The 26,151-nt window shown below is 66.9% G+C and carries 23 protein-coding genes and 7 pseudogenes; 12 read left to right on the forward strand and 18 right to left on the reverse strand.

Annotated elements, in window-relative coordinates; translation table 11 throughout:
* Position 1: 1 nt before the first annotated feature.
* A pseudogene (locus ACZ4WQ_RS14170) lies at positions 2-377 on the forward strand (ISAzo13-like element transposase-related protein); the annotation flags it as partial.
* A gap of 100 nt (positions 378-477) precedes the next feature.
* Complete coding sequence (locus tag ACZ4WQ_RS14175) at positions 478-909, forward strand: helix-turn-helix domain-containing protein (protein ID WP_385343860.1); 432 nt, start codon at positions 478-480, stop codon at positions 907-909.
* 26 nt (positions 910-935) lie between these two features.
* On the opposite strand, the gene ACZ4WQ_RS14180 is transcribed toward ACZ4WQ_RS14175, so the two are convergent.
* Entirely contained in the window at positions 936-1,850 is a 915-nt protein-coding gene (locus ACZ4WQ_RS14180) for an alpha/beta hydrolase (protein WP_398372978.1), read from the reverse strand.
* Between the two features lie 109 nt (positions 1,851-1,959).
* On the opposite strand from ACZ4WQ_RS14180, the gene ACZ4WQ_RS14185 reads away from it, so the two are divergent.
* A complete protein-coding gene (locus tag ACZ4WQ_RS14185) occupies positions 1,960-2,379 on the forward strand; it encodes a MarR family winged helix-turn-helix transcriptional regulator (protein WP_311729942.1) in 420 nt (139 codons plus the stop codon).
* A gap of 23 nt (positions 2,380-2,402) precedes the next feature.
* On the opposite strand, the gene ACZ4WQ_RS14190 is transcribed toward ACZ4WQ_RS14185, so the two are convergent.
* From ACZ4WQ_RS14190 to ACZ4WQ_RS14200, 3 genes are read right to left on the reverse strand one after another with little or no spacing between them, the layout of a single operon-like run.
* Positions 2,403-3,323, reverse strand: coding sequence for an NADP-dependent oxidoreductase (locus ACZ4WQ_RS14190; RefSeq protein WP_385343866.1), 921 nt, complete (start codon positions 3,321-3,323; stop codon positions 2,403-2,405).
* A gap of 53 nt (positions 3,324-3,376) precedes the next feature.
* On the reverse strand, positions 3,377-3,787 hold the full coding sequence (locus ACZ4WQ_RS14195) for a (4Fe-4S)-binding protein (RefSeq protein WP_311729940.1): 411 nt from the start codon (positions 3,785-3,787) through the stop codon (positions 3,377-3,379).
* 30 nt (positions 3,788-3,817) lie between these two features.
* Positions 3,818-4,126, reverse strand: a complete 309-nt coding sequence (locus ACZ4WQ_RS14200; protein ID WP_398372057.1) for a GNAT family N-acetyltransferase — start codon at positions 4,124-4,126, stop codon at positions 3,818-3,820.
* A gap of 290 nt (positions 4,127-4,416) precedes the next feature.
* On the opposite strand from ACZ4WQ_RS14200, the gene ACZ4WQ_RS14205 reads away from it, so the two are divergent.
* Complete coding sequence (locus tag ACZ4WQ_RS14205) at positions 4,417-4,884, forward strand: MarR family winged helix-turn-helix transcriptional regulator (RefSeq protein ID WP_311729938.1); 468 nt, start codon at positions 4,417-4,419, stop codon at positions 4,882-4,884.
* Between the two features lie 266 nt (positions 4,885-5,150).
* Here ACZ4WQ_RS14205 and ACZ4WQ_RS14210 read toward each other — a convergent pair whose 3' ends face one another.
* The 4 genes from ACZ4WQ_RS14210 to budC all read right to left on the reverse strand — a co-directional run bounded on the left by ACZ4WQ_RS14210 (position 5,151) and on the right by budC (position 8,165).
* A complete protein-coding gene (locus ACZ4WQ_RS14210; protein WP_311729937.1) occupies positions 5,151-5,546 on the reverse strand; it encodes a nuclear transport factor 2 family protein in 396 nt (131 codons plus the stop codon).
* 2 nt (positions 5,547-5,548) lie between these two features.
* Positions 5,549-5,860 carry a MoaF-related domain-containing protein gene (locus tag ACZ4WQ_RS14215; RefSeq protein ID WP_311729936.1) on the reverse strand — a complete coding sequence of 104 codons (312 nt, stop codon included), beginning with the start codon at positions 5,858-5,860 and terminating at the stop codon, positions 5,549-5,551.
* Between the two features lie 114 nt (positions 5,861-5,974).
* A complete protein-coding gene (locus tag ACZ4WQ_RS14220; protein WP_311729935.1) occupies positions 5,975-7,237 on the reverse strand; it encodes a serine hydrolase domain-containing protein in 1,263 nt (420 codons plus the stop codon).
* A 154-nt stretch (positions 7,238-7,391) separates the two neighbouring features.
* Positions 7,392-8,165, reverse strand: a complete 774-nt coding sequence (budC, locus tag ACZ4WQ_RS14225; protein WP_398372054.1) for a meso-2,3-butanediol dehydrogenase — start codon at positions 8,163-8,165, stop codon at positions 7,392-7,394.
* A 305-nt stretch (positions 8,166-8,470) separates the two neighbouring features.
* Here budC and ACZ4WQ_RS14230 point away from each other — a divergent pair, with 305 nt between their 5' ends.
* The gene (locus tag ACZ4WQ_RS14230; protein WP_311729933.1) at positions 8,471-9,235 is read left to right on the forward strand and encodes a helix-turn-helix transcriptional regulator; all 765 of its coding nucleotides are present in this window, start codon (positions 8,471-8,473) and stop codon (positions 9,233-9,235) included.
* Positions 9,236-9,252: 17 nt separating this feature from the next.
* Here ACZ4WQ_RS14230 and ACZ4WQ_RS14235 read toward each other — a convergent pair whose 3' ends face one another.
* A complete protein-coding gene (locus tag ACZ4WQ_RS14235) occupies positions 9,253-9,876 on the reverse strand; it encodes a LysE family translocator (RefSeq protein ID WP_398372051.1) in 624 nt (207 codons plus the stop codon).
* A 388-nt stretch (positions 9,877-10,264) separates the two neighbouring features.
* Here ACZ4WQ_RS14235 and ACZ4WQ_RS14240 point away from each other — a divergent pair, with 388 nt between their 5' ends.
* The 4 genes from ACZ4WQ_RS14240 to ACZ4WQ_RS14255 all read left to right on the forward strand — a co-directional run bounded on the left by ACZ4WQ_RS14240 (position 10,265) and on the right by ACZ4WQ_RS14255 (position 14,673).
* Positions 10,265-11,335: an LLM class flavin-dependent oxidoreductase gene (locus tag ACZ4WQ_RS14240; protein WP_311729978.1), complete on the forward strand. Its 1,071-nt coding sequence runs from the start codon at positions 10,265-10,267 to the stop codon at positions 11,333-11,335.
* Complete coding sequence (locus ACZ4WQ_RS14245; protein WP_311729932.1) at positions 11,332-12,000, forward strand: NADPH-dependent F420 reductase; 669 nt, start codon at positions 11,332-11,334, stop codon at positions 11,998-12,000. The genes ACZ4WQ_RS14240 and ACZ4WQ_RS14245 overlap by 4 nt, the downstream gene beginning before the upstream one ends.
* A 422-nt stretch (positions 12,001-12,422) precedes the next feature.
* Positions 12,423-13,766: a glutaminase gene (locus ACZ4WQ_RS14250; protein WP_398372049.1), complete on the forward strand. Its 1,344-nt coding sequence runs from the start codon at positions 12,423-12,425 to the stop codon at positions 13,764-13,766.
* A 64-nt stretch (positions 13,767-13,830) separates the two neighbouring features.
* Entirely contained in the window at positions 13,831-14,673 is an 843-nt protein-coding gene (locus ACZ4WQ_RS14255) for an alpha/beta fold hydrolase (RefSeq protein ID WP_069867377.1), read from the forward strand.
* A gap of 173 nt (positions 14,674-14,846) precedes the next feature.
* Here the strand turns inward: ACZ4WQ_RS14255 and ACZ4WQ_RS14260 are convergent.
* Together ACZ4WQ_RS14260 and ACZ4WQ_RS14265 are read right to left on the reverse strand one after the other, a co-directional pair.
* Positions 14,847-15,566: pseudogene (locus tag ACZ4WQ_RS14260) on the reverse strand (IS701 family transposase); the annotation flags it as partial.
* A gap of 48 nt (positions 15,567-15,614) precedes the next feature.
* Positions 15,615-16,305: pseudogene (locus ACZ4WQ_RS14265) on the reverse strand (ISAzo13 family transposase); the annotation flags it as partial.
* On the opposite strand from ACZ4WQ_RS14265, the gene ACZ4WQ_RS14270 reads away from it, so the two are divergent.
* The 3 genes from ACZ4WQ_RS14270 (at position 16,226) to ACZ4WQ_RS14280 (ending at position 18,383) form a co-directional block, all read left to right on the forward strand.
* Entirely contained in the window at positions 16,226-17,014 is a 789-nt protein-coding gene (locus ACZ4WQ_RS14270) for an IS3 family transposase (RefSeq protein WP_468022209.1), read from the forward strand. The pseudogene ACZ4WQ_RS14265 and the gene ACZ4WQ_RS14270 sit on opposite strands and share 80 nt — an antisense overlap.
* 423 nt (positions 17,015-17,437) lie before the next feature.
* The gene (locus tag ACZ4WQ_RS14275) at positions 17,438-18,097 is read left to right on the forward strand and encodes a hydrolase (RefSeq protein ID WP_311729930.1); all 660 of its coding nucleotides are present in this window, start codon (positions 17,438-17,440) and stop codon (positions 18,095-18,097) included.
* Between the two features lies 1 nt (position 18,098).
* Positions 18,099-18,383, forward strand: coding sequence for an ABC transporter substrate-binding protein (locus ACZ4WQ_RS14280; protein ID WP_398372046.1), 285 nt, complete (start codon positions 18,099-18,101; stop codon positions 18,381-18,383).
* A 198-nt stretch (positions 18,384-18,581) separates the two neighbouring features.
* Here the strand turns inward: ACZ4WQ_RS14280 and ACZ4WQ_RS14285 are convergent.
* The 7 genes and pseudogenes from ACZ4WQ_RS14285 to ACZ4WQ_RS14315 form a co-directional block, all read right to left on the reverse strand.
* Positions 18,582-20,509, reverse strand: a pseudogene (locus ACZ4WQ_RS14285) (carboxylesterase/lipase family protein).
* Between the two features lie 112 nt (positions 20,510-20,621).
* Positions 20,622-21,236 (reverse strand): response regulator, encoded by a 615-nt coding sequence (locus tag ACZ4WQ_RS14290; RefSeq protein WP_398372044.1) that lies wholly within the window; start codon positions 21,234-21,236, stop codon positions 20,622-20,624.
* Positions 21,233-22,484, reverse strand: a pseudogene (locus ACZ4WQ_RS14295) (sensor histidine kinase). The gene ACZ4WQ_RS14290 and the pseudogene ACZ4WQ_RS14295 overlap by 4 nt, the downstream one beginning before the upstream one ends.
* Positions 22,485-22,513: 29 nt before the next feature.
* Positions 22,514-23,329 (reverse strand): ABC transporter permease, encoded by an 816-nt coding sequence (locus ACZ4WQ_RS14300; RefSeq protein ID WP_311729927.1) that lies wholly within the window; start codon positions 23,327-23,329, stop codon positions 22,514-22,516.
* Positions 23,326-24,305: pseudogene (locus ACZ4WQ_RS14305) on the reverse strand (ABC transporter ATP-binding protein). Before ACZ4WQ_RS14305 ends, ACZ4WQ_RS14300 begins: the two are co-directional and overlap by 4 nt.
* Before the next feature lie 365 nt (positions 24,306-24,670).
* Positions 24,671-25,356 (reverse strand): annotated as a pseudogene (locus ACZ4WQ_RS14310) (SDR family oxidoreductase).
* Between the two features lie 171 nt (positions 25,357-25,527).
* A complete protein-coding gene (locus tag ACZ4WQ_RS14315; RefSeq protein WP_385343951.1) occupies positions 25,528-26,148 on the reverse strand; it encodes a response regulator in 621 nt (206 codons plus the stop codon).
* Between the last annotated feature and the right edge of the window lie 3 nt (positions 26,149-26,151).

Consider the following 26,151-nt stretch of genomic DNA (forward strand, 5'->3'; position numbering starts at 1 on the left):
ACTCACTGCCGACGGCGGGGGCTCCAGCGGCTACCGCACCCGCGGCTGGAAGACCCACCTGGCCGACCTCGCCGGCGAAACGAGCCTGAAGATCACCGTGTGCCATCTGCATCCCGGCACATCGAAGTGGAACAAGATCGAACACCGGCTGTTCTCCCACATCACCATGAACTGGCGTGGCAGGCCCTTGGCCAGCCATGAAGTCATGCTGCGGACTATTGCCGCGACGACCAGCCGCACCGGTCTGACGGTGCACGCCGAACTCGACAGCGGTGAGTACCCCACCGGCATCCGCATCAGCGACGAGGCCATCGCCGCCCTGCCGATCACACGCCACCGCTTCCATGGAGACTGGAACTACACCTTCCACCCCGCAGATCACCAACCGTGTCCGGACCTTCCCCGCAACGCGGCCGGTCAGCCAGCGGCTTTGACTCCCTCACGCCCCACGACCTGCGGCACCCCGAGCTGACCGACATGTCCCGCAAGCAACTCAGCGACCTGACTCAAATCTTGATCCCCGGCCTGGAAGAGCACCGCGAGCAGGTCCGCCACGCAGCCCGCGGCGGACCACGCCGCGTCGCACGCGGCACAGGCCGCAAACCTACCCTCACTCCCGCCGAACAGATCCTGGTCGCCATCCTCTACCTGCGGAAACACGCTCTTCAGGAGCTTCTCCGCCAGCTCTTCAACACCACCGCGATGACCATCAGCCGTGCAGTGAAAGATGTCCGCCCGCTCCTGGAAGCCCACGGTGTCACTGTCCCCGCCTCCACAGCCCGTTTCCGCACGCCGGACGACATCGCCAGATTCCTTGACCCGGACAACACCAGGATCAAACCAGCGTGTCGATTCCCGGCAAGCCCTTACTGGCTCAGGAGAAGCGGTCAACGCCCGCCGGCGCTGTGACCACATGGGTTCGCCGGTTTGGATGCCTACAGGTTGTTGACGTAGAAGTTGGTGAGCCGTTCGACGGCGGCGTCGACGTATTCGGGCTCGTCGTACATCTCGTAGTGGCCGGCGCCCTCGATCACCATGAGGTCGACGGGGTTGGGGGCCAGCTTCCACAGCTGCATGCCGGCATCGTAGGTGCCGGTGTTGCCGATGCGTCCAGCGAGGATGACCTGGAGTGGCTGGGTCATGAGCTGGTCGACCAGGTGGAACGCGTCGTAGCCCAGCAGGAGGGAGTCGCTGCGCGAGAGGCGGCGGTTGGTGGAGTACTCGTTGCCGCCGCGCTCGGTGCGGTAGTAGGTGATCGCCTGGGTGGTGTCGATATCGGTCAGACCGGCTGCCGCGGCGTCCTCCAGGGTGTCGGGCAGCCAGTTCACGCGGGTGAGCTCACCGGAGCGGGCCTCTTCGATGCGCGCGTCGGCGAGGGCGTCGAGTGCGGCGGCCGGGCCGTCGGGCTGGAAGCTGCGGAACGAGGTGCCCATGTTGCCGGGGACCACGGTTCCGACCGCTTTGATGCGGTGGTCGGTGCGGGCGGTGTGTACGGCGTAGCCGCCGCCGGCGCAGATGCCGAGGACGCCGATGCGCTGCGGGTCGATGCCGGGGGTCGTGGTGAGCGTGTCGATGGCGTAGGAGATGTCCTCACCGCGGCGGTAGGGGTCTTCGAGGTCGCGGGGTTCGCCTCCGCTCTGCCCTTGGTGGGCGGGGTCGAAGACGAGCGCTGCGATGCCGCGGGCGGCGAGGCGGGACGCGTAGTTGGCGCCGATCTGCTCCTTCACGCTGCTGCCGGGCGTGGAGAGCACCACGGCGCGCAGCGGCGCGGTGCTGTCGGCGTTGTCGGGCAGGTGGAGGTCGGCCGCGAGCTCGATCGGTCCGCGCGGGATCGTGATGTGCTGAAGCATGGACAGCGCCCTTCGTGAGACCATTCTTCCATAGCTGCACCAGTACAAAAACGATACTTGTACAGCTTGGAACTAATACAGAACGGTACCACTTGGTTGGGGGACTCACATGTCGGCCGACGGTGCGCAGCTGTGGACGCTGAACCAGCGGCTGCTGAGTGTCGTGATGGATGCCTGCACGGAGGAGCTGGCTGATCTCGGGCTGGAGACGAAGGAGTTTTTCGTCCTGGCGGAGGTGGCCGCGTCGCCGTACCCTGCGGAGATCGCGGCGGCACTGCTGCTGCCTAAGGCAAGCGTGACGGTCTATGTCCGCAACCTCGTCGCCAAGGGGTTCATCCGGCGCGAGATCGACGACGCGGACCTGCGGCGTCACCGCCTCGTACTCACCTCCGTGGGCACAGAGGCGCGAGATCGTGCGCTGGCAGCCCTGGCGGCGGAGTACGACCGCAGGCTGGCGAGAATCACCCCGCAGGACCGCACCGAGCTGCAGCGCATCCTTCAGGAGATGCTCTCCTCGCCGACCGGGTAGAGGTCTGACTACGCAGGCCCAGGCTAGACCGGGAGTACTACGAGCTTGCCGCTCAGGTGCCCGGACTGGCTCACTGCCAGTGCCGCCGCAACCTCGTCGAGGGGGTAGGTACCCGCGATGGGCATCTGCAGCCGTCCCGCCTCGATGAGGGCGAGGATGTCACCGAGCGCTTGGATATCCCCCGCTCCCGGCTCGGTCATGTGCACCTGGATCCCGGTGTCCGCGGCATCGAAGGCCACGAGTGACAGGACGCGTGTCGGACCGCCGACGAGTTCGATCGAGTCCGGGATTTCACCGCGGCCGGAGGCGTCGAGGACCGCGTCGACTCCGTGGGGGGAAATCGCTCGTACGCGGTCGACCAGGCCCTCGCCATAGGTGACCGGTTCCACACCGAAAGAGCGGAGCTGTTCATGGTTGCGTTCGCTCGCGGTGCCGATGACACGCGCACCGCGAGCAACGGCCAGCTGTACGGCGAACGTGCCCACGCCACCGGCTGCGCCATGGACCAGCAGCGTCTCGCCCGTGGAGATCTTCAGCTTGTTGAGGACCTCCCGGGCGGTGATACCCGAACCGGCCAGGGTTGCGGCAACCTCCCACGGGACGGAGGCCGGTTTGGCGACCAGTGCAGCGGGGTCAGCGAGCGCCGACTGCGCGTAGGAGGGTGTAAGGGAGGCCCCCAGCACCTCGTCACCGACGCTGAAGGCGGTCACGCCCTCGCCGACCTGGTCGACTACACCGGCCACGTCGGAGCCGAGGCCGCCCGGGAGATCGACGGGCATCACCTGGCGCATGAAGCCGTGCAGGATCTTCCAGTCGATCGGATTGACACCTGCGGCGCGCACCGCGAGCCGTACCTGCCCGGGGCCCGCGGTGAGCGGCGGAACATCGACGACACGCAGCACATCAGGGGTGCCGTACTCGGAGAACTGCACTGCAAGGGACATCTGCTCGACTCCAAGATCTTGGGTGGTACACGCGGGAAGCGGGCACGGCCGCGTCACTCACCGCAGGGCCCCGCATGGTCGCAGTACGGCTGGAGGCGGCTCTGCCCGCAGCCGCACAGCATGACCCTGGTCTCGGCGCGCGCGCCTTGCGGCGTGTCCACACTCAGCTCACCGCGCACGGTCAGCTGCCCGGCGGCACTGCGGGTGATCGTGGTGGGCCGGTCGGGGGACTCCGTCCCGCCCTCCACGAGTTCGTACTGGAGCGCGCCCGAGGGACAGCGCCGCACGACCTCCGCCAGGCGCTCGGCCGTAGTCTTGTCCGGCTGGATCCACGGTCGCTTCGTCGGGTCGAACACCTCGGGCAGGCCATGGACGCATTCGGCGGCGTGCAGGCAGCGCCTGGCCTCGAAGGTCACCGTGATCGACTCCGTCCGGTACGCCTTCTGCTCCGATTCGCCGCTCATGCCCGCCTCCATTACTGCCGTGCTCGGCTTTCAGTCACTGACCCTGCTGCGGGACTGGTACAGCAGGTCCTGGTACTCGGGGTGCCGGCTGATCCAGCCCGCGAAGAAGGGACAGGTGGCCAGCACCCGCAGGTTCGCGGCACGTGCCTCGTCAAGGGCTGTACGGACCAGTGCGGACCCGACTCCCGCGCCCTCGCGCTCCGTCTCGACCTCGGTGTGCACGAACGCAACGAGTTCCGTCGTGCGGATGTATTCCGCGACGCCCGCCACCTTGGACTCTCCATCGACACGGGCCTCGTAGCGCTTCGCCTCGGGCACGTCGCTCACTTCGACCGTCATGTGTCCTCCTTGTGGGGTCTGATCCCGCTCAACTCGGCAGAATCCCGTCAGCCAGGACATCAGCCTAGCCTCGCAAGGTTGATGCATCAACTTAACCCATGACGAAGGCATCCGCAGCGCCGAGCGAGCACGGAGTGCCGGCCTCCATGCCTGCAGGAGACACGGCTCGAGCACTCGCCGGCCGGGCGTGAACCGAAGCATCCCGGTCACGACGCACGCACCCTCGCTGAGGGTTGCATCGCCGCCACCGCCAGTAGATGAGCTGTCAACGATTTCGTTAGACTGCCCCCATGGACGCACAACCGCGCTGGCTCGACCCAGAACAGAAGGCCGCCTGGGACAGCTTCATCCGAATGCAGGAGACACTCATCGGACGGCTGTCCCGGCGCATCCAGGCCGACTCCGGATTCTCAGCAGCCGACTACATCGTGCTCGTCAGCCTCACCGAAAGAGGCAACGGGCGGATGCGCTTCCTGGATCTGGCCAAACTCGTGGAGTGGGAGAAGAGCCGAATGTCCCACCAGGTCACGCGGATGGCGAAACGCGGGCTCGTGGCCAGGGAGGAATGCCCCGACGACGGACGCGGAGCATTCATCGTCGCCACCCCGGCCGGCTACAAGGCGATCGAAGAGGCCGCACCCCCGCACGTCGAGCACGTCCGCCGCCTGTTCATCGACGCCCTGACCCCGAACCAGCTCAGCACACTCGGCCGGATCTCCAAGCGCGTCCTGGACCACATGGAGAAGCAGCCGGACTGACCGGGCGGGGGACGCGACTGCCTGGATCACGAGAGGTCTGCCCTGCGCCGACCCGAAGGGACGTCCTGATGCACGGGGCCGCCGGTCGATGGGGGCCTCCCCCCTCTCCTCCCACGCCAGGACTGGAAGGGCGCAGGGTTGGCTGAGCTTTCACCCGGAACCCTAGGGCAGCATGGTTGACCTGTCAACCTCTGAGGATCGGGGCAGAAGTAGCCGCACGTCGGCCGCCCTTGGCGGCGGCAAGGCCGGCGCCGGGTGGCGCGGGTCTACACCATAGTGTTGCCGTTGGCGGATTCTTCGGGAGAGACGATGTCCTGGACGACGTCCCAGTGCTCCACGATGCGTCCGTCGTCCAGCCGGAAGATGTCGACGATGGCCACGGGGTGCGGGGCCCAGCCGTGGACGATGCTGTGGGTGAAGACCAGATCGCCCTGGGCGGCGATCCGCTGCGGCTCCCAGGAGAAGCCCTCCAGATTTGGAACGACATTGCGCAGGGCGTCGAGCCCATTGGGCATCTGCGGGCTGTGCTGAATGTAGGGCTCAGCCCAGTATCGATCTATCGCGGTGAGGTCCTTGTCGGCGAACAACTCCCGCATCGCGGTGAGCACGATGTCGACGTTGCCTTCTGCCTGATCGTCCTGCGCGGCGGCGTACTGGGTCATGGTCAGGCCTCCTTGATCGTTCCGGTGAAGTGGTGGAGCTTGCCGTCGACGGTCACGTTGGAATACAACGTCCCGTTTCCAAAGTCCTCCAGGTGCGTCACCGTGGCCCCGCTCGCCTCGGTCCAGGAGTTCAGATAGACGCCTTCGCGGATCTCCCGCAGGTTCAGAGCCACCGTTTCGGCGTGACCGTCAGGGGCGAGCCCCGCACCGTGCACCACCACGAAGCTGCCCTGGGTCGGCGAGTCGAAGGTGAAGCGCACCTTCAGATCGCCGAGGTCAAAGCGGTAGCTGCGGCCGGTCAGTTGCTCGGCCATGACACGTCCTCCAGACAGAGGATCACATCCTCGATGACGAGTTGAAGTTTCAACTCACGGCCGGTGTTTGCGCAAGTCTTCTGAGACGTGGAACACACTCAAGTGCTTCGCGAATCAGAGGCCGGAACCCCTGGAGGCCGGGTCGGGCCGCTGAGGCCGCTCGCCAAGGACCCGCGCGAAGAGCGCCTCCCGCAGGGCCACTTCACGAGGATCGTCCCAGAGCCGGAAGCCAGTGCGGTTCATCGCGTACGCGAAGCCCGTACCGGTGTCCGGGTCTGCGAAGGCGAACGACCCGCCCAGGCCCATCGTCCCGAAGGCCCGGTCCGACTCGGAGCCGAACCTGAACGCCGGGAACGGCTTGACGTACCCCAGGGAGAACCTCGTCTCGACGCGCAGCACCTCGTCGAACAGTCCGTTCTCCGGAGGTGGGGCAGCGACGCGCAACGCGTCCATTGTGGCATCGGTGAGGCCCAGGGCGGCGCCGCCGGTCGCCACCTCGCCGTAGAGCTTGGCGATCGACCGCACCTGGCCGACGCCGTTGGCCGCCGGAATCTCCGCGGCCTGCACATCCGGCCGGTTGAAGTTCTCCACGGTGCCCAGCACCCGCGGATTGCCGAACGCCCTGGCGGTCAAGCTCCGCGGATTCGCGTATGCCCGGACGAATGCTGCCGGCATCGCTCTCAGGTGCAGCATCATCTCCCAGGAGCGAAATCCGTGGATACGGGCGACCCGATCGCGATCAGTGTCCTGCGGCAGGCCGAAGTGGAAGTCGAGGCCGAGCGGCGTCGCGACCTCGTCGGCGAAAAACCGGCCGATACGGCGTTTTCCAGGGTCGATCCGGCTGATGAGCTCGCTCTCGTACCAGCCCAATGACTGGCCGTGGTAGCCGTGCCGGGTGCCCGGCTCCCATGCCGGACGCTGCTCGGCAAGAGCCGTGGCGAGGGTGCGGGAGCCAGTCAGGTCGCCGAGCCCGAGTGGCCGGTCGATCACCGCCAGCCCTGCCTGATGGGCGAGCAGTTGACGGACGGTGACATCGCCCTTGCCGGCGGCGGCGAAGTCGGGCCAATAGGACGCCACACGCTCATCGTGGTCGAGCAGACCACGTGCGTGCAACACTGCGAGCGCCACTGCTGCCACGCCCTTGGACGTGGAGAAGACCGGCACCATCGTTTCCGCCTCCCAGGGAAGACGGTTGCGGCCGTCCCGGTAGCCGCCCCAGAGGTCCACGATCTTCCGCCCGCCGTGGTAGACGACGCAGGCAGCGCCGATCTCGTTGCGTACGGCGAAGTTCTCGCGAAAGGCGTCGGCCACTGCGCCATAGCCTTCATCCACGTCACCGCGAACCATGCGGCCTGGTACATCCAGCTTGAAGACCACTGCTTCCCCTTCATTTCGCGGCTCCCACCCTGGTGTGTGGGGTGACCCGCTGGTGTCGATTCGAGGCGTCACAGCTGCACGCCGAGGGCGCGGGTCGCCGATCCGGTCGCGGCGACGCCGCCCCCTACAAGGGTGAAGCCGTGGTCGCGTCGCGTCAGCGGAAGAGATCGGTCTGGCCGTTCGACGCGGTCAGACCACCATCGACGGCGATGTGCGCGCCGTTGACGTACGAGGCGCCGGAGCCGGCAAGGAACGCCACGACAGCGGCCACCTCGGCGGGATCGCCGGGCCGGCCCATGGGCACCCGGTCGTCGAACCGGTCGCGCAACGGCGTACCTTCGGCGAGCGCCATCCGGATCTCCTCGCGGCTGGTCGTCACACCGGGATGGACCACGTTGACCCGAATCTCCCGGCCATGGTCGAGGGCCATCGCATTGGTCAGATTGGCCACCGCTCCCTTGGTCGCGTTGTAAGCAGCCTGCGTCCAGTCACCGCGCACGCCACCAACGGATCCGATATTGACGATGCACCCGCGGACCTCGCGCAGATGGGGCAAGGCGGCGCGGGAGGCAAAAAACACGCCGTCGACGTTCACGCTCATCATGGCACGATAGGCATCCTCACTCGTGCTCTCCACGGTGCCCGGCACCGCCAGCCCCGCGTTGTTGACGAGGACGTCCAGACGCCCGAACCGCTCGGCCACCCCGTCCATGAGTGCGGTGACGGCAGCCAGGTCGGAGACGTCGCCGGCCCACGGGTGCATGTCGCCCCTGTCCGGGCCGCTCTCGACGGCCTGGCGCAAGGCCGATTCGGTGCGCCCCACCAGTACTGTGGTATATCCGTCGGCGGCGAAGCGGTACGCGATATGGACGCCCAGGCCGCCCCCGGCGCCGGTGATCACGGCCACGCGGCCGTTCTGGTCGTTCACCAAGTCCTCCTGATGTGTGCGTGCTTCGAACACTAGGAAGATCACAGAAGTCTCGGCATGCATCAGGGCGACAACCGACCGGAACATCGGCGACAAACACATCCTGAGAGCAGACTCGTAGGACGATGGACGACAACAAGACGGCATCCTTCTCGCTCGACTCACGCCGCGCGGCCACGACCGGTCGGGACGACTTCGAGCGGAGCTGGCGTACCCACGTCGGAGATGAGTTCCCCCTCCCCCGGTTCAGCGCGGCGACAGCGACCGACTTCCGGGTCCGCTTCCGTGCCGCCAGGGTGCGCGACGTGGCGATCACCAGCGTGGACGGGGCATCGGCAGCGCAGACGGCGGACGGACCGAGTCATGACGCCGACCAGGTCCGCCTATGGCTGGTGCACAGCGGAGCCTGGGCGCTGGGCAGCAAGCGCAACACCGTGGAACACACCGTGGTGGCGGGATGTTTCCTGCTGCGGCATGCCGCGCGGATGCATCACTTCGCTCTCCCGCCCCACACGAGAGCGCAGTGCATCGTACTGCCCGCTGCTCCCTTCTCTCTTCTACTCGGTGGCCGCGAAGTCGCCGGTCACGCCGACGCCGCCGAGGTACGCCTCCTGGTGGCGCACGCCAACATGGTTGAGGAGGCGCTGCCCGATCTGAGCCCGGCCGGTGTCCAGGCCGCGCGAGACACGCTGGTCGAGTTGGCCACCGCGGTGACGCACCACGGCTTCGACGATGTGAACACCCGCCTTGCCCCGGCCCTCGCCCAGGCGGCGAAGAACCTCGCAGAGCAGCGGCTCGCCGACGCCGATCTCTCGTCGGCGATGCTGGCCCGGGAACTGAACGTTTCCGTGCGTACTTTGCAGCGCGCGTTCGCGGCGGGTGGGGAATCGGTGACCGCCTACATCCGGGAACGGCGCTTGGAGTTGGCCAGGCAGGCGCTGTCGGCTTCTCGGCTGGCCGTCTCGGAAATCGCCGCGCACTGGCAGTTCGCCGACAGCAGCCACTTCAGCCGCGCCTTCAAGCAGCGCTATGGACTCGCACCCACCGAGTACGCCCGACAGAACACCTGATCAGAGGCGGACCCGCGTCAAACACTGCTCAAGGCCAACGCACCCGAAAGTGCGAGGATGCAGATTCCCGAAATCTGGTCGACCCGACGAGCGATCGATCCCTTGTACGACCGAAGCCGCCATCGAAGATTCCTCCCGGCTCCGACGTAGAGGCCGCCAATGACGGCTTCAACGCCCATGTAGGCCAGGCCCAGAACGGCAATGTGCAGTTCCGCATCCTGTCCGCCGCTCGTGAATTGAGGGAGGAGTGCCGCGAAAAGCAGAAGCGCTTTGGGGTTGGTTATTGCGACCATAAATTCCTGGCGGGGGATCCGCCACCGACCGGTGCGGCCCTCTTCGTCCTCGACCACCGAAGCGGCCTCCGGCCTGCTTCTCAGCGCTGCCACACCAATCCAGACCAAATACGCTATTCCACTCCATTTAATTACGGTCAGCACACCAGGAGACTGTGCGAGGACCGCGCCGAGACCCAGTACGACGATGCCGATCAGCAGAGTGAAGGCAGCGAGGCGCGCGAGGATGCCGGCAAGAGCCCAGGAAGCGCCGGATCGGATGGCGTTACTCAGGCCCAACAGCTGGTTCGCGCCAGGGATTATGGATATCAATACGGCAGAGGGAAGGAAGTCCATCCAATAGATCACGCTCCTAGCATCGGGCATATGGCCAATGCTGGGGACGGAGGCACCGCGAGATATTGATCACGCAGTACGGCAAACTTTCGATGTCGAGAAGCTCGATAATGCGCGCACCGATGTCGCCGAGTGCGAAAGCACCAAGCCCGCCTATCAAGAGGGGCGCTCCCGGCTGGCGACGTGCAGCTGCACCCACCGCGACACAATCTAGTTGACATGCCAACCATAGAAGTGTCATGGTTTACGTGTCAACTAGACCGGCGGAGGTGGTGTGGGCGCGGGACCTGACCGGCGGGGAACTCGCGCAGGTCGCCCGGGACGGACGTCCCGCCCTGTCGTCACGAACCACGCACCGCCACACCCTGACACAACGAAAGCGTTGAGCGAAGTGAACACGATGGATGTTTCGCAAATCGAGTTCGGTATCGACAGCTTCGGAGACCGGCCCCGAAACGACCAGGGCGTGATCGTCTCGCACGCGCAGGCGATCCGCGCCGCGGTGACCGAAGCGGTCCTTGCCGACCAGGTCGGTATCGACGTTGTTGCGTTGGGCGAGCACCACCGGCCCGAGTACGCGATCTCCAGCCCTGAGACAGTGCTGGCGGGCATCGCGACAGCCACGAAGCGCATCCGGCTGGCCTCGGGCGTGACAGTGCTGTCCTCGGACGACCCGGTGCGAGTGTTCCAGCGGTTCGCCACGGTCGATGCGCTCTCCAACGGCCGCGCCGAGGTGATCCTCGGACGCGGTTCCTTCACCGAGTCGTTCCCCCTGTTCGGGTACGACCTCAAGGACTACGAGGTGCTGTTCGAGGAGAAGATCGACCTTTTCCATCGGCTCCTGGACGAGAAGCCGGTCAGCTGGGAAGGCACCACGCGTGCCGCCCTGCACGATGCGGACGTGTACCCGAAGACGGATTCGGGACGTCTCAACACCTGGGTAGGGGTTGGCGGGACACCGCAGTCCGTGCTCCGCACCGCTCAGTACGGCTTCCGGCTCATGCTCGCAATCATCGGCGGCGCCCCCGACCGGTTCGCTCCCTACGTGGATCTGTACCGGCTTGCCAGCCAGGAGTTCGGCACGACCGCACAGCCGATCGGCACGCATTCGCCCGGCTTCGTCGCCTCCACTGACGAAGAGGCCAAGGAGCTCTTCTACCCTGGGTACAAGGAGATCCGCGACCGGATCGGGGGGCAGCGCGGCTGGCCGCCGCTCCGCCGGGAAGAATTCGACGCCGAGGTGGACCGCGGGTCGCTGTACGTCGGCTCGGTCGAGACGGTCGCGGCCAAGATCGCCCATGCCATCCGGGTCCTGAACGCGGGCCGGTTCGACTTGATCTACTCCGCCGCCGGCACCGTTTCAGCCTCCGCACGTCTGCGTTCGGTCGAGCTGTACGGCACCCAGGTCATCCCTCGGATCCGCGAGCTTCTGGCCGAGCAGCCCGCGGCCACGGCGGGAGCGGCGCGATGACCAACCCTGTCACCACTGTCGGGATCCTGGGAGCCGGGAAAGTCGGCACCGTCCTGGCGCGCCTGGCGGTCGCCGCCGGCTATCGAGTCCTGATCTCCGGGTCCGGTGATCCCTCCAAGATCGCGCTTACCGCCAAGATCCTCACCCCCGGAGCGACCGCCGTATGGCCGGCCCAGGCCGCGGATGCCGCCGACGTGGTGGTCCTGGCTCTCCCGCTCGGCAAACACCGCGACCTCCCAGTCCCGAAGCTGGAGGGAAAGCTGGTCATCGACGCGATGAACCACTGGTGGGAGGTCGATGGTCCCCGCGACGCGATCCTCCCTCCCGACACCTCTTCGAGCGAAGTCGTTCAGCGGTTCCTGATAGGCGCACGTGTCGTGAAAGCCCTCAACCACATGGGTTACCACGACCTCGAGGACGGGGCTCGTCCAGCCGGCGGCCTCGGACGCAAGGCCATCGCGATCGCCGGCGACTCGCCCAAGGATCTCGCCGTCGTGTCTGCGCTGATCGACACTCTCGGATTCGACCCACTCACCATCGGCGACCTCGCAGCGGGCGTCCGGCTCGAGCCCGGAACCCCCGCCTTCGGAGCCAATGTCGACGCCGACCGGCTTCGCGTGCTTACCGCCACCCCCGCTCCGACAAGACTTTTTGAGCGCTCGTAACAGAAGAACAGAAGCACCTCAGCCGGACCGGAGAACCGTGGCCACGCCGTGACGCTCTCTGCAGAAAGACAGTCAGATGACTCAAGGGTTGGCTGACAACCCCGCCGCATCCGTGGCGGTCGAGCTCGATCTCGCTGGCCCGATCAGCTCCTACACAATTGTTCGTGCCGTTGTGCCCGATGTTCGCTCGCTATCTGCGGGTGCATGGCGACGAATTTGTCGCGAACGGTGGTGTGTTCCGTCAGCCGATACCTGACGACATAGGAGTAATCACGCGCGCCGCGCTCGGCGAAGCGTGAGGTCATCTCCCTGGTTGCATCGACAATGTGACGCAGTGAAGTGCCGCCAGGTGCCTCCTGGTACCAGGGCGGACGCAACGCGGTTCTCACGGCGTGAAGATGGCAATTATGCATGGAGGACGAATGCGGCCAATCATTCCCGACTATCTGGCCGAGGTACTGAGAGATGTGGAGTCGGACACGTCCGGAGAGCCGGCGGGATACATCCCTGAGCTCGCAGCAGCGGACCCCGAGCGCCTCGGTGCGGCCTTTGCTATGATTGACGGAGAGGTCTATGGCGCCGGTGACATCGACATCGAGTTCACAATCCAATCGATCTCCAAGCCGTTCGTGTATGCGTTGGCCCTGTCTGATCGCGGATTCGACCCCGTGCTCGCCAAAGTCGGTGTCGAACCGTCCGGAGAGGCGTTCAACGAGATCTCTCTCGAAAGCGATACGGGGCGCCCTCTCAATCCCATGATCAACGCTGGCGCGATCACCGTACACTCACTGGCCGGCGCGGAGGACCTGAATCCGACGGAGCGTGTGGAACGCGTGCTCCACGGCCTCTCGGCGTTCGCCGGTCGTCGACTGAAGATGGATGAGGCGGTATGTGCGTCAGAGATGGAGCACGCGCACCGCAACCTCGCCATTGCCCACATGCTCCGCAGTCACGATGTCCTCACCAAGGACCCAAGGACCATCGTGGACGGCTACACGCGCCAGTGTTCCGTGCTCGTCACCACGCGTGATCTGGCCATGATGGCCGCGACGTTGGCCAACCGTGGGATCAACCCTCTCTCGGGTGAGCAGGTGGTACCGGAACCGGTGGTGCGTCAGGTGCTGAGTGTCATGTTCAGCTGTGGAATGTACGACGCCGCTGGTGACTGGGCGACCCAGGTCGGTATTCCGGCAAAGAGCGGGGTGGCCGGGGGCCTGATCGGCGCGCTCCCCGGACAGATCGGCATTGCCACGTTCTCACCACGACTGGACGGTCACGGGAACAGCGTTCGCGGGGTGTCACTGTTCGAGCGATTCTCTTCGGACATGGGTCTGCATGTGATGGAGGTCCCCGCCGCCGCGCGTGCCGTCGTGCGGTCCCACCATGTCGTTGGCAGCGGACCGAACGCGCTCCGGGTCCTGCAACTGCAAGGTGGCGTCGGCTTTGCCGGAGCCGAGAGAGTTGTTCAGGAAGCCATGGACATTTTGCCTTCGGACGTCAGGGTGGCTTTCGACCTGACAAGGGTCTATTCGATCGACGATGTGGCACGGCGCATGCTGCTGGAGGTCGCACGCCGGCTGACGCTGACTGGTCACGAGGTCTACCTCGTCGACCCAGAATCGACCATGCCCGATCCCGATCCCGGCGATGGTGGCCGAGTCACAGTCGTAGACAACGTGGATCAGGCTGTGATCCCGACGCAGGGCAGCTCAGCACAGGAGCCAGCCGGATACGGATCGGCGAATCCTCTGACCCGCCTCCGATAACACAGGGTTCTCACACACAGATATGGGCCGGTGTTCGTTTCGTCGGCCAGAAGGGAAAGAAATCATGGGTTACATCACCGTCGGCACGGAGAACAGTACGCCGGTCGAGCTCTACTACGAGGATCAGGGTTCCGGGCAGCCGGTCGTCCTGATCCACGGCTACCCGCTGAACGGGCACAGCTGGGAACGTCAGACGCGCGAGCTGTTGGCCCAGGGCTATCGGGTCATCACCTATGACCGTCGTGGCTTCGGCCAGTCGTCGAAGGTGAACTCCGGTTACGACTACGACACCTTCGCCGCTGACCTGAACACGGTCCTTGAGACCCTCAACCTCCAGGACGTCGTCCTTGTCGGTTTCTCGATGGGCACCGGGGAACTCGCCCGCTACGTGAGTCGCTACGGTCATGAGCGTGTCGCGAAGCTCGCCTTCCTCGCCTCGCTCGAGCCGTTTCTCGTCGCCCGCGACGACAACCCCGACGGAGTGCCGCAGGAGGTCTTCGACGGCATCGCCGCGACCGCAAAGGCGGATCGGTACGCCTGGTACAAGCAGTTCTACGCGGACTTCTACAACCTCGACGAGAACCTCGGCACCCGTATCAGCGAGGAGGTCGTGACCGGTAGCTGGAACGTCGCGATCCGCAGCGCCCCGGTGGCTGCGTACGCTGTGGTACCGGCATGGATCGAGGACTTCCGCGCCGACGTCGAGGCGGTCCGCGCGAGCGGCAAGCCCGCACTGATCCTGCACGGAACGAAGGACAACATCCTCCCGATCGACGCCACTGGGCGCCGATTCCACAAGGCACTCCCCGAGGCCGACTACGTCGAGGTCGAAGGAGCGCCTCACGGCCTGCTCTGGACCCACGCCGACGAGGTCAACACCGCGCTGCGCGACTTCCTCTCGAAGTGACGGTGGACGACCGGCTGTTCCCCTGACGGCTTCTCATGACGCGGAACTGCGTCATCGCCGCCGACGAGAGGCGTATGTGGCGCCGAACTGTTGTTGAGGCGCCACATCCACGTTGATGCGCCGTTCTCCCGATGCGACTCTCCGGCACCGTCGCACGACCAGTACCTCAGCGATTACCGGTAGTTCGTTAAATCCGGAGGTGGAGGTCGATGCCGTGTCCGGTGGTGACCGCGTCGATCAGGGCCTGGAGCTCGGAGGGTGGGTCCGTGTCCGTCCAGGCTCGCCGCCATCGGTTGAGGGTGACGGCGGGGGTGAGTCAGGAACGGATGGCTCGTAAGCCCCGGGGCCAACAAGGCGGTTGGGGCTGGTGGGACGGGGCCGGTCCCCCTCTCTGGCCCCTCGTCGGGGCACGGGTCCGGCGCGGTGGCATCCAGGGGTCCGGGTGGGGCGAACCATTGGTCCCAGCAGAAGGAGAAGGCGCAGTTGACCAGGGTCTGGTGGCGGCGGATGGCGCGGTCGGAGCGGACTTGGAGGTCGGCCCAGCCGAGTTCGTCCTTGATCTGCTTGTAGCTCTGCTCGATCCACGGACGCAGGCCGTAGAGGCGGATGATCTCGGCGAGGTCGGCCGGCGGGTGCGGGCTGGTGGTGGTATGGGGTGCGTTGGGGTGGGGCAGGTTGGTGGCCAGGTACCGGGTGGCCTTCTCCGGGAGTCCGACTGGGTCGGTGGTGGCCACGATCAGGCGGCAGGGTGAGTCGGGTCCGTAGCCACCCAGGCGGGCATCGGCGGCCCACCAGGTGTCGGTGTGCCCGTCGCGGAAGTGACGCTCCACGGGTGTCCAGTCGCCTGGACACTTGGCATCGCACCAGGTCAGGGCGTGGGCGGCCGTGATCAGCAGACGGGGGGCGTCCGGGTAGCGGTGCCGCCCCTCGCTGTCCCACCAGCGGCGCAGAGTGGCCACGGCGAAGGCGGCGGTGTCGCCGTCGCAGCCGGCCGAGACCCAGCCGGCATCCGCGCCGATGTCATAGATCCCGTACGGCACCGCCTTCAACGGGCCCTTCTCGGGGAAGTCGTGGGCGCGGACCTGGACGGGCTGTCCGGCCGGGTGCCACTCCCGCCCGTGGCCGCGTAGTTGCCCAGGGTCTCCTTCTTCTTGGCGGACACGCTGATGACCGGCTGCCCGGCCGCGGTGAACTCCCCGACCCGCTCGTTGATATAACGGAACTGAGCGTCCCGGTCAGGATGCCGGGCCCCCCGGTGGTACGCGAGGTGCCCTGCAGCGAGAAGCCCTCGGTCTTCAGCAGGGCTGCCACTGTGTCGTGCCCGATCCGGTGGCCCTGCCTCGACAGCTCCGCGGCCGGAGCCCGGGTGGACTTCACCGTCCACCGCAACGGCGATTCCGGATCGCCCCGCTGGTCCGGCTCCACCAGCGCCAGCAAGGCCGGCACCAGCTCCGGATCGACATCCCGTAGTCGCTTGCGGCCCCCACCCACCGCCCGGACCCGGCCACCGGGCTCCTCACCCTGATTCAGTTCACGCAGCCCACGCGACACCGTGGACGTCGCCACTCCCGCAGCCTCAGCCACCAAACGAACTCCACCGTGCCCCCGTACCCGGGCGGCAGCCCCCAGCACCAACCGCCGTTGCCGCTCATCCAGGTGCGGCAACAGCAGCTCGAACACCCCTGCCAGATTCGCCTCGGTCCCCTCCGTAACACCCACATCCTACGAGCCAACAGCCCGCCGAAACCGAGGAGTTATTTTCCGTCAGCTCCCTGGCAAGCGACCGGCCGCCCCGGACTTCGTGCGCCGCGACTTCACCGCCGAGGCACCCGACCTGGTCCGGTGCGGGGACATGACGGAGATCGAAACCGGCGAAGGCAAGCTGTACTTGGTCACGGTCATCGACCTCTTCTCCCGCCGCCTGCTGGGCTACGCGATGGGGGCACGCCACGATGCCGAACTGGTCGTCGCTGCCCTGCACATGGCCGCGACGACCCGTGGCGGTGACGTGCACGGCCTCATCTTCCACACGGACCGCGGCAGCGAGTACGCCTCACGGAGGTTCCGCCGGGCCTGCCGCCGGCTGGGTGTTTTCCAGTCCATGGGCCGGGTCGGATCTTGTCTCGACAACGCCGTCAGCGAGGCGTTCAACAGCGTACTGAAGGTCGAGTACGTCCACCGGCACACCTTCACCACCCGCACCGCGGCCCGGATCAGGATCGCTACCTGGATCACCGACTTCTACAACACCCGTCGGCTATACAGCGTGTGCCATTGGAAAAGCCCGATCGACTACGAACACGACTGCTGGGCCAGCTTCACCGAGGAGCTGGCTGCATAGGAAGGTCTCCACAGTTCGAGGGGATTGACAATCCCGGAGCGGTTCACCCTCGACGCTTCCCGCGCCATGGTCACACCAGGCACGACAAGGTCATCTCACTCCTGTCCAGGAGTTATGGGCCACCATCTGGTGCGACAACTTTTGAGCTGACCTGGCGAGTTTGCATCTAGAGGTGGATCGACATCTGGTTGACACGTCAAGTTGCCTGTGTCTAACGTAGGTGTCACGTCATCCAGTTGAGGTCGGTAGTCACCTGGTACCGCGGGCCGTCTCTTGCGAAGACCGCGGCGGCTTGCGGAGCAATCTTGCCGATCGGGCTGGTGGCCGGCCAGTTCGCCTTCAGGGCGCCTGTGCGGATACGTGAAGCCATATCGGCGTGGCGCCGTCTGGGCGCGCATGATACATACCCCGGAGAGGGACCCCATGAGCAAAGAAGCCAAGTCCGGACTGCAGGCGCTGCTGACGCCCGAGGAGAGCGTCGTCGTCCTGATCGACCACCAGCCGTTCCAGTTCGCCAACCTGAACAGCCACGAGCCCACGATGATCGTGAACAACGCTGTCGGCCTCGCCAAGGCCGCCAAGGCGTTCGACGTACCGACCATCCTGACGACCGTGCTGGAAGAGCGCGGCGGCTACCTCATCAAGGGACTGCAGGACGAGTTCCCGGAGCAGAAGCCGATCAACCGCACGTTCGTCAACACCTGGCAGGACGAGCGCGTCGTCGACGCCGTCAAGGCGACCGGCCGCAAGAAACTGATCATCGCCGGCCTGTGGACGGAGGTCTGTGTCGCGATGCCCGCGATACAGGCGGCGGGTGAGGGCTTCGAGGTCTTCGTCGTCACCGATGCCTCGGGCGGCGCCTCGAAGGAAGCTCATGACATGGCCGTGCGGCGCATGGTCCAGGCGGGAGTGGTACCCATCACCTGGCTGGCCGTGATGAGTGAGTGGCAGCGCGACTATGCGCGTGAGGAGACCCTCCCGGGCTTGACCGAGGTTATGCTTCAGCACGGGGGCGCCACCGGCGTCGCCTTCACCTGGGAGACGCAGCTGCTCGCCACGGGACGCCCCGTAAACGACGCCTGACATGGCTGCCGCCCCGGCACCGATCCGTATCGGCTGCTGCCTGTCGCTGACCGGTCCGCTTGCGGACAACAGCCGGTCGGCCCGTCTCACCCATGAGATCCGGCAGCAGGACATTAACAGCCGGGGCGGCCTGCTCGGCCGCCCGGTCGAGCTCGTCTGCCACGACGACCACGCAGGCGCCTCCCTGGTTCCCGAGATCCATGAGCGGCTGATCGAGGAAGACAAGCCGATCTCATCATCAGTGGTTACGGCACCAACACCCTCCTGTCGGCCATGCCGTTGGTGATGCAGCGGCAGCGCTTCTACGTCGGGCCTGCGACCCGGCCGCACGCGTGACGCCACGGCCGCCCGCAGCGAAGGCATCGCCGACTGCTTCCAGCACTTTCCCGCCGGTCAAGCCTACGGGCGGTTTCTGCCGGGAGGCTTGACCGGCTGACGGTACTGTCGGCAGCCTGGTTACAGGGCTCGCCAGATCGCATCGTTGCTACGGGATCGGTCCGTCGTAGTCCATCCAGAAGTCGATGGCGTCCGACCGCGGCCGGGTTGCCGGCGCGCTGCCTTCACCAAATTCCATGACTTGCTCGGGTGCTCGCTCCACCGTGGGCCAGACCGGCAGGCCCGATGCGTTCGGGTCGCCCGTACGCACGAAATTGACACAGTACGCGCTCATCTGGTCGCGCAACCTGTAGTCGACCTCTTCGTATGCGGCGTCATTGTCCTTCCCGAGGTTGTCATAGGCGTACATCACCTCCGCACCGTGATAGGCGCCGAACTTCTCGAGGCCTTTTTCCGGCGGGACGCGAGTGAAGTAGTAGAGGTACGCGGCTGACTCGCCCGTTTGAGTCTGCAGCCGCGCCCAGCGGTGCATGGCGCGAGTCATGATCTTGTCGGTGTCGGCCTGCAGACGGGACTTCAGCACTTGTTCCTGGTTCTCACCGGGGTACAACCGCAGGAAGCGCTCGGCGTCCGCGCCGTACGTCTTGCGGACCGACTCCTGATACTTGTCCGCGTCGGTGTCCGGTGGGCTGGCCAGAGCGAGCGAGGCCTCGTCCGCGTTACTGCCGAGAAGGGTCGGCACGTCCAGCTGTTCTCCGGATGCGTAGATCTCCGCCGGCGGCCGGTCCAGGAGGTGGCCGTCGAGGAGGGACGCCAGTGGGCGTCGAGTGACTTGGCGGCGTCGAGGATGCGCTTGACGGGCATCTTGCGCATCTCCTCCACGGAGGCGCCCCCCAGGTTCTCGCTCAGACGTCTGCCGGCGTCCTCTGCCGCCGCCCTGGTATCGGCCTGATCGTCCTTCTCGGTGCTTCCGGCCGTGCCCATGCAGGCCCCGCTCCCGGCAATGATGCCGTCCACCAGTCCTTCAGCGAGTGGCGTCGCCCCCAGAATGCACACGCTCGCGCCGCCGGCGGACTCTCCCGCGACCGTCACTTGGGCCGGGTCACCGCCGAACGCCGCGATGTTCTGCCGGATCCATTTCAGCGCGGCAATCTGATCGAGGATCCCGTAATTACCCGAAGCGTTCTCCTTGGATTCTGCCGCGAGTTCCGGATGGGAAAGGAATCCGAGCACTCCCAGCCGGTAGTTGAGTGTGACGACGATCGCCTCACCCCTGGAAGCGAGTGCCTCGCCGTCGTAGAGCGGCAAAGCTCCCGAACCAGTCGTGAACCCCCCGCCCGGAACGTAGACGAGCACGGGAAGCTTCGCCGAGGCGGGCTTCGTGCTGTGCCAGATGTTGAGGGTGAGACTGTCCTCGCTGACCGGATACGGGTTGAGGAACGTGTCCTCCAGAGGTATGTCGACGACCTGGGAAAGCGCTCGAGTGAAGAAGGTTGACGTGCCTTGAACGGGAACGTCCGAGAACCGGTCGGCGGTGAACACCTCGGAGCGCGGCTCGGGAGGCTGAGGCGGACTCCAACGCAAATCTCCCACGGGGGGCCGGGCGTAGGGGATGCCCGCGAATATCTCGACCGTGCGCTCGTCGTTGAGGACGCCTGGCACGGGCCCCTCCCGCGTGGAGACGAGCGCGGAAGGCTGGGGATCGGTCCCGCCCGCGATGCGGTTCTGCGGGGGTGGGTAGGCGAGAACGGCAGTGGTACTCACGAGTGCTCCGGCAAGCAGCCAGCCCCCCACTTGGAGCAGGGCCCGCCCTCGAAGCCACCAGTGTGCGGTCACACCGAGGGGCGCGAGCAGCGCGCCCACGACTGCCCAACTCCACCACGGGCTCCGGTTGAGCCATGCAAGCACGGCCGCGATCGCGGTCAGGGGAAGGAGGGGTACCCAGTATTTGGGAGATCGAGTGAACCTTCGACGCCGACCTGGGCCTACAGTGGCGTTTACTTGATCAACGCCCGTTGGGTGAGTCTTTTTCCGGTTCGCACTAAACCAATCTTTCGTTTCCTGGATAGCGCACACCTGCGTGCCGGCAGTCGATCGGGCCGGTGACGCGCAATGCCTGGCCGTTCCCGGCCTCGCCGCCCTCTGTTGCTACAAGCGACTCGTCCGCCTCACCCCACACGACACGGTCTTATATCCAACCCCGCTCCCGTGCGAGATGCACCGCCGCGTGGCGGTTCTCCGCACCGAGCTTGCTCGCGGCCGACGACAGGTAGTTCCGTACGGTCCCCTCGGCGAGCGCGGCACGCTCGGCGATCCCCGCGAGAGGCGCCCCGTCGGCAGCGTGCCCCAGTACTTCGGCCTCCCGCGCGGTCAGCGGCGAGTCCCCGGCGGAGATCGCGTCGGCGGCCAACTCCGGGTCGACGTACCGGTTTCCGGCGTGCACCGTGCGGATCAGCTCGGCGAGCCGCTGGGCGCTGACCGTCTTGGGCACGAACCCGCGCACACCCGCCGCGAGCGCCCGCTTCAGATGCCCCGGGCGACCGTGACCGGTCACGATCAGCACCTTGCAGGCGGGCAGCTCGGCCCGCAGCGATGTGGCGACCTTCACACCGTCAGCGCCGGGCATCTGGAGATCCAGTACGGCGACGTCCGGCGCGTGCGCCCGTGCCATCGCCAGCGCCTCCGGGCCGGTGGCCGCCTCGGCGACGACGACCAGGTCGTCCTCCAGGGACAGCAGGGCCGCCAGCGCCCCGCGGATGAGGTGCTCGTCGTCGGCGAGCAGGACCCGCACTGTCGTCGTCACAGGGCGACCTCCAGCGCGGCCCCGGTCGCGGCGGACGGCAGCGGCACCTGGGCCGTCAGGCGGAACACACCCTTGCCGACGGGCCCCGCCTCCAGCGTCCCGTCCACCGCGGTGAGCCGCTCCCGCAGCCCCGCGAGCCCGGAGCCGCCCGAGCCCGCCGAGGGACCGTCCGTCGTCGCCGTCACCCCGTCGTTCTCCACCGTCAGCACTACCCGCCCCTCCGGCATCTGCACCGTCACGGCGACCTTCTTCGCGTCCCCGTGCCGCAGCACGTTCGTGGTCGCCTCCCGCACCACCCAGCCGAGCGCCGACTGCACCTCGGAGGGCAGGCCGGCCGTCTCGCCGGTGACCTCCGCGACGATCCCGGCCGCCGAGAGCACCCCCCGGGCGCCGGCCAGTTCGACCTCCAGGGCGGCCTCCCGGTAGCCGCGCACGACGTCCCGGACCTCGCGCTGCGACTCCTGGGCGATGCGCTGCACCTCGATCATCTGCTCCACCGCCTCGGGCCTCCCGCGCCGGGACAGCTGGACGGCCAGCTCGCTCTTGAGCGCGATCACCGACAGGTTGCGGCCCATCACGTCGTGCAGGTCCCGGCCGAACCGCAGCCGCTCCTCGGCGACGGCGAGCCTGGCCCGGGTCTCCTTGGCGTCGTCGAGTGTGAAGACCGCGTTGAGCAGCCAGACGGAAAAAGACCGCGGTGGCGGCGAGGAAAGCCCCGACCAACAGCAGGACGCACGCCGTGATCAGTGTGGCAAGCCACTGCAGGCCCGCCGCGAACGCCACGATCCCGGCGCCCGCCGCGAAACCGCTCACGAGCCCGATGACCCGCCGCCGGTCGTGATGCACCGCGAGCGCTATCACGCCGGCGCCGAAGCCCTGCAGCCCCACGAACACGCTGAGGGCCGTACTCTCGACGTTCTCGCCCGCGGGGCCGTGCTCCCCGATGACGACGGCGACGACCGCGAGGACCTCGGTGAGGGCGCCGAGCCCCCACAACCCCCGCACCGGCAGTGCACGACGGCCGAGGGTCCAGTCCAGCACCCGTGCGACGGTCGCCATGGACGCCACGGCATGGGTGACGACCATCAGCGACAGCACGGTCGCCAGCCGTGGTCCCACCTGCGTGTACGTGGACAGACCGATACCGACGATCTCGCACACCCCGAGAAAGAGGAACGACCCTCGGGTGTACGTCTCCACCTTCCCCGGGGTGCTCTTCCGCCGCCACCATCCCCATGGCCTGGGCATGAATCCGCCGTTCCCACTCGGTCCGTACGTCAGTGCCGCGGTTCCCACCGGAACCGCCGCCGTACAGCGAACAGCGCCAGCACGGTCCAGGCCACCGCCGTCGCCACGGCGCCCAGCGTCTCGGCTCCGGACAGGTCACCGGTCCAGCCGCCGCGGACGAGGTTGATCACGGGCGTCATCGGCAGCAGTTCGCAAACGGAGGCCAGCCGGTCGGGGAGCATCTCCAGCGGGACGAACATGCCGGAACCGAGCATGGAAACGAACATGAAGGGCAGTGGTGTGACCTGCGCGCTCTCACCAGTCCTGGTGAAGCTTGCGGTGACCGCCGCGAGCGCGGCGCACATCACCAGGCCGAGCAGCAGCCCGAGAACGGACAGGTGGATCGCGGACGGCGCGGACAGGTCGAGCAGTACGGCGCAGCCCACGGCGAGCAGCAGGGACTGCGCGAGCCCGCTGAGCAGGGCCGGCGTCGCGGATCCGGTGAGGATCTCCACGTCCCGCAGTTCGCCGGTGCGCAGCCGCTTGAGGACGAGTTCCTCGCGCCGGACGACGAAGACGCCGACGAGGGCCGAGTAGACGGCGAACAGCAGGGAGAAGCCGACCGCGGCGGGCAGCATGAGCGTGCCGGTGGTCAGCCCGGCTCCCGCGAGATCCATCTCCTTGGCCGTCGACTTCACACTGAACGGCAGCACCAGCGGCACGAACAGCGCGGCGATCAGGGTGCCCTTGTTCCGTCCAAAGAGGGTCAGCTCGGCGCGGGCGAGGGCGACCATGCGCGACCTCGGCGTGCTGATCGCGCCACGCCGCACCGAGGCGCTCGGGGTGGCCGTGGTGGTGGTGCTCATGCCGCGTACTCCTTCGCCGTCTCCGGTGCCGTTCCGTCGCTCGTCCGTGAGGAGACCTCTTTGGCGATGCTCAGGAAGGCTTCCTCCAGGGACGCCGAGCGCACGTCCAGGCGGCGCAGCTCGACTCCGGTCTGTCCGGCCCACACCAGCAGTCCGGTGGCCGCGCGCTGGAGTTCCCGGGTTTGCAGCTTGACCATCCGGCCGTCGACCTCGTGGTCGCTCACGCCCAGTAAGGCGAGCGGTGGCAGGTCGCCCACGAAGTAGTCCGCGGGGAGTTCGAAGGAGATGTGGGACGGCTGAGCGGCGGTCACCTCGGCCGGAGTCCCGGTGGCGGCGATCCGTCCCTCGTGCATGATCGCGAGCCGGTCGGCGAGGTGCTCGGCCTCTTCCAGGTAGTGCGTGGTCAGCAGCACCGTCGTACCGGCGTCACGCAGTGCGCTCACCAACTCCCAGGTGTCCCGGCGGCCTTCGGCGTCAAGCCAGCGCTGGGCTCGTCGAGGAAGAGCACCTCGGGGTCGCCGAGCAGCGCGAGCGCCAGGTCCAGGCGGCGCCGCTGGCCGCCGGAGAGCTGCTTCACGCGGGTGTCGGTCTTCGACTTCAGGCCGACCAGCTCCAGGACTTCGGCCGGCGGGCGGGCGCCGCTCACCCACCCCGCCCACATGCGGGCGGTCTCCGCGACGGTCAGCTCGGAGGGAAAGCCGCCCTCCTGGAGCATGACCCCGGTGCGGGGGCGTACGGCGGCCCGCTCGGTGTACGGGTCGTGCCCGAGGACACGCACCCGTCCGCCGGCCGGAGCGGCCAGTCCCTCCAGCAGCTCCACGGTCGACGTCTTGCCGGCGCCGTTGGTGCCGAGCAGGGCGAAGACCTCTCCGCGGCGCACGGAGAAGTCGACACCGCGCACGGCCTCGAACCCGCCCCCGTACACACGCCGCAGGTCCGTGACCTCAATCACAGATTCGTGTCCGTCTGTTCTCATGTTTCAACCCTCTCCGTGGAAGCGCGGGGAACCAGTGCGCCCTGTCACCAGCCGGCATGACAAACGTCATACGGCGGTTGTGTGCGAGGGCGGCATGCCTGTTCAGTACTCCGGCAGCGGTGCGGCCCTAGGCTGGTGATCGTCGTTGACCAGGCGTGAAGGGCGTGGCTGAGGTCGGCTGCTGGACTGGGGAGTTGGAGTCGGTGTTCGAGAGCGGGTGACAGGCCGGTTCGGTCGGGCGGATCTGCGGTGGCGCATGCGTGACTACGTCCGCGGTCCGCTGGGCCGAGCGCGAATCAACACCCTTGTCGAGACTGACAGCCCGTAACTGCTCATAGCTCGGTTCGCCCTCGGGTGAACCGCGTTCAGAACTCCTGCCCGGCCGACCGCGCCAGGACCTCGTGCACCGCGAACCGCGGGTGCCTCGTCACGGCGAAGACAACGACCTCCGCGACCTCGGCGGCGGTGACCTCCACCTGCTTCCAAGCGTCAACGGCCGCCGCACGCGTCTCCGGATGCGTGATGTGCTGGGGCAGTTCCGTGGCGACGCTGCCTGGCTCGATCAATGTGACGCGGATCTTTGGTTTCAGCTCAAGGCGCAGCGACTCGCTCCATCCGTTGACACCCCACTTCGTCGCGGCGTACACGCCGCCGCCGGGTTCGGCGCTCCGGCCGGCCACGGAACTGATGTTGACGATGTCGGCGTGCGCGGCGGCTTTCAACTGATCGAGGAAGACCTCAGTGGCTGTGATGGTGCCGAGGAGATTCACTTCGATCATGCGCCGATAATCGTCACGCCGCTCGCTGCCGAAGGGCCCGACGAGCGCCACACCTGCGTTGTTCACCAGCACGGTGGCTCCGCCGAGTTCGGTTCGTACGCGATCGGCCGCGGCGACGACTCCTCTGCGATGGCGGCGATGCGATCGAGCCGGCGCGCCAGAAGTGCCACGGTGAATCCGGCCGCCGCGAGTTCTCGGGCGGTCGCGGCGCCGATCCCGGAGGACGCACCGGTGACGACGGCGACACCAGCCGAGGTGCGGGAATCGGTCATACGTCTCTCCCCTTTCGATTCTCCTGCATCCGATCAACAATTAGCTGACATGTCAACCACTGGAGAGCGCGCACCGAAGCATCGGAGGATCTCGTACGCCGCACCGACCCGGCCCATCGAGCCTCGCAGTCTCAGAAGAGGCGACTGTTACTCATGCGCCTTCCGTTCGCGTCAGTTGACGACTCCGTGCTCCCACGCCCATGCGGCGATCTCCACACGGTTGCGGGCCCGCAGTTTGTCCTGGATCCGGCTCAAGTGGCTTTTCACCGTGCTCAGAGAGAGGGTCAGCTCCTCCGCAATCTCGTTGTTCGTGCGCCCTCGCGCCACGAAGCGGACGATCTTGTGCTCCTGCGGGCTCAGTCGCTGTGTGGCGGCCGAGTTCTCGGTGTGCTGCGGTGGGCTCAGGTGCTCCAGAAGCCGCACCGTGACAGACGGGGAGATGAGAGAGTCCCCTCCGGCCGCGGCATGCACCGCCTCGATCAGCAGCCGGGGGCCGGAGTTCTTGACCACGAAGCCGTTCGCGCCGGCGCGCAGCGCGCTGTACACGTACTCGTCGAGGTCGAAAGTGGTCACGATGACGATCTGTGTGTCGTCCGTCGCGTTCCCCGGCGTCCGCCGGAGCTGCCGGGTGGCCTCAAGCCCGTCCAACTTCGGCATCCGGATGTCCATGAGACACACGTCGGGGCGCAGCCGACGCACCGCCTCGACAGCCTCCACACCGTCGGACGCCTCACCGATCACGGATATATCGTCCTGTGCCTCCAGGATGAGGCGGAAGCCCGTCCTCACCATCTC

It is taken from the genome of Streptomyces sp. NPDC028305 (assembly GCF_055569495.1).

What these genes read in the sequence shown, in the direction of transcription:
- ACZ4WQ_RS14175 (WP_385343860.1), top strand. Translation starts at nt 478, where the DNA reads ATGTCCCGCAAGCAACTCAGCGACCTGACTCAAATCTTGATCCCCGGC.
- ACZ4WQ_RS14180 (WP_398372978.1), bottom strand. Translation starts at nt 1,850, where the DNA reads ATGCTTCAGCACATCACGATCCCGCGCGGACCGATCGAGCTCGCGGCC.
- ACZ4WQ_RS14185 (WP_311729942.1), top strand. Translation starts at nt 1,960, where the DNA reads ATGTCGGCCGACGGTGCGCAGCTGTGGACGCTGAACCAGCGGCTGCTG.
- ACZ4WQ_RS14190 (WP_385343866.1), bottom strand. Translation starts at nt 3,323, where the DNA reads ATGTCCCTTGCAGTGCAGTTCTCCGAGTACGGCACCCCTGATGTGCTG.
- ACZ4WQ_RS14195 (WP_311729940.1), bottom strand. Translation starts at nt 3,787, where the DNA reads ATGAGCGGCGAATCGGAGCAGAAGGCGTACCGGACGGAGTCGATCACG.
- ACZ4WQ_RS14200 (WP_398372057.1), bottom strand. Translation starts at nt 4,126, where the DNA reads ATGACGGTCGAAGTGAGCGACGTGCCCGAGGCGAAGCGCTACGAGGCC.
- ACZ4WQ_RS14205 (WP_311729938.1), top strand. Translation starts at nt 4,417, where the DNA reads ATGGACGCACAACCGCGCTGGCTCGACCCAGAACAGAAGGCCGCCTGG.
- ACZ4WQ_RS14210 (WP_311729937.1), bottom strand. Translation starts at nt 5,546, where the DNA reads ATGACCCAGTACGCCGCCGCGCAGGACGATCAGGCAGAAGGCAACGTC.
- ACZ4WQ_RS14215 (WP_311729936.1), bottom strand. Translation starts at nt 5,860, where the DNA reads ATGGCCGAGCAACTGACCGGCCGCAGCTACCGCTTTGACCTCGGCGAT.
- ACZ4WQ_RS14240 (WP_311729978.1), top strand. Translation starts at nt 10,265, where the DNA reads ATGGATGTTTCGCAAATCGAGTTCGGTATCGACAGCTTCGGAGACCGG.
- ACZ4WQ_RS14245 (WP_311729932.1), top strand. Translation starts at nt 11,332, where the DNA reads ATGACCAACCCTGTCACCACTGTCGGGATCCTGGGAGCCGGGAAAGTC.
- ACZ4WQ_RS14250 (WP_398372049.1), top strand. Translation starts at nt 12,423, where the DNA reads ATGCGGCCAATCATTCCCGACTATCTGGCCGAGGTACTGAGAGATGTG.
- ACZ4WQ_RS14255 (WP_069867377.1), top strand. Translation starts at nt 13,831, where the DNA reads ATGGGTTACATCACCGTCGGCACGGAGAACAGTACGCCGGTCGAGCTC.
- ACZ4WQ_RS14275 (WP_311729930.1), top strand. Translation starts at nt 17,438, where the DNA reads ATGAGCAAAGAAGCCAAGTCCGGACTGCAGGCGCTGCTGACGCCCGAG.
- ACZ4WQ_RS14280 (WP_398372046.1), top strand. Translation starts at nt 18,099, where the DNA reads ATGGCTGCCGCCCCGGCACCGATCCGTATCGGCTGCTGCCTGTCGCTG.
- ACZ4WQ_RS14300 (WP_311729927.1), bottom strand. Translation starts at nt 23,329, where the DNA reads ATGAGCACCACCACCACGGCCACCCCGAGCGCCTCGGTGCGGCGTGGC.
- ACZ4WQ_RS14315 (WP_385343951.1), bottom strand. Translation starts at nt 26,148, where the DNA reads ATGGTGAGGACGGGCTTCCGCCTCATCCTGGAGGCACAGGACGATATA.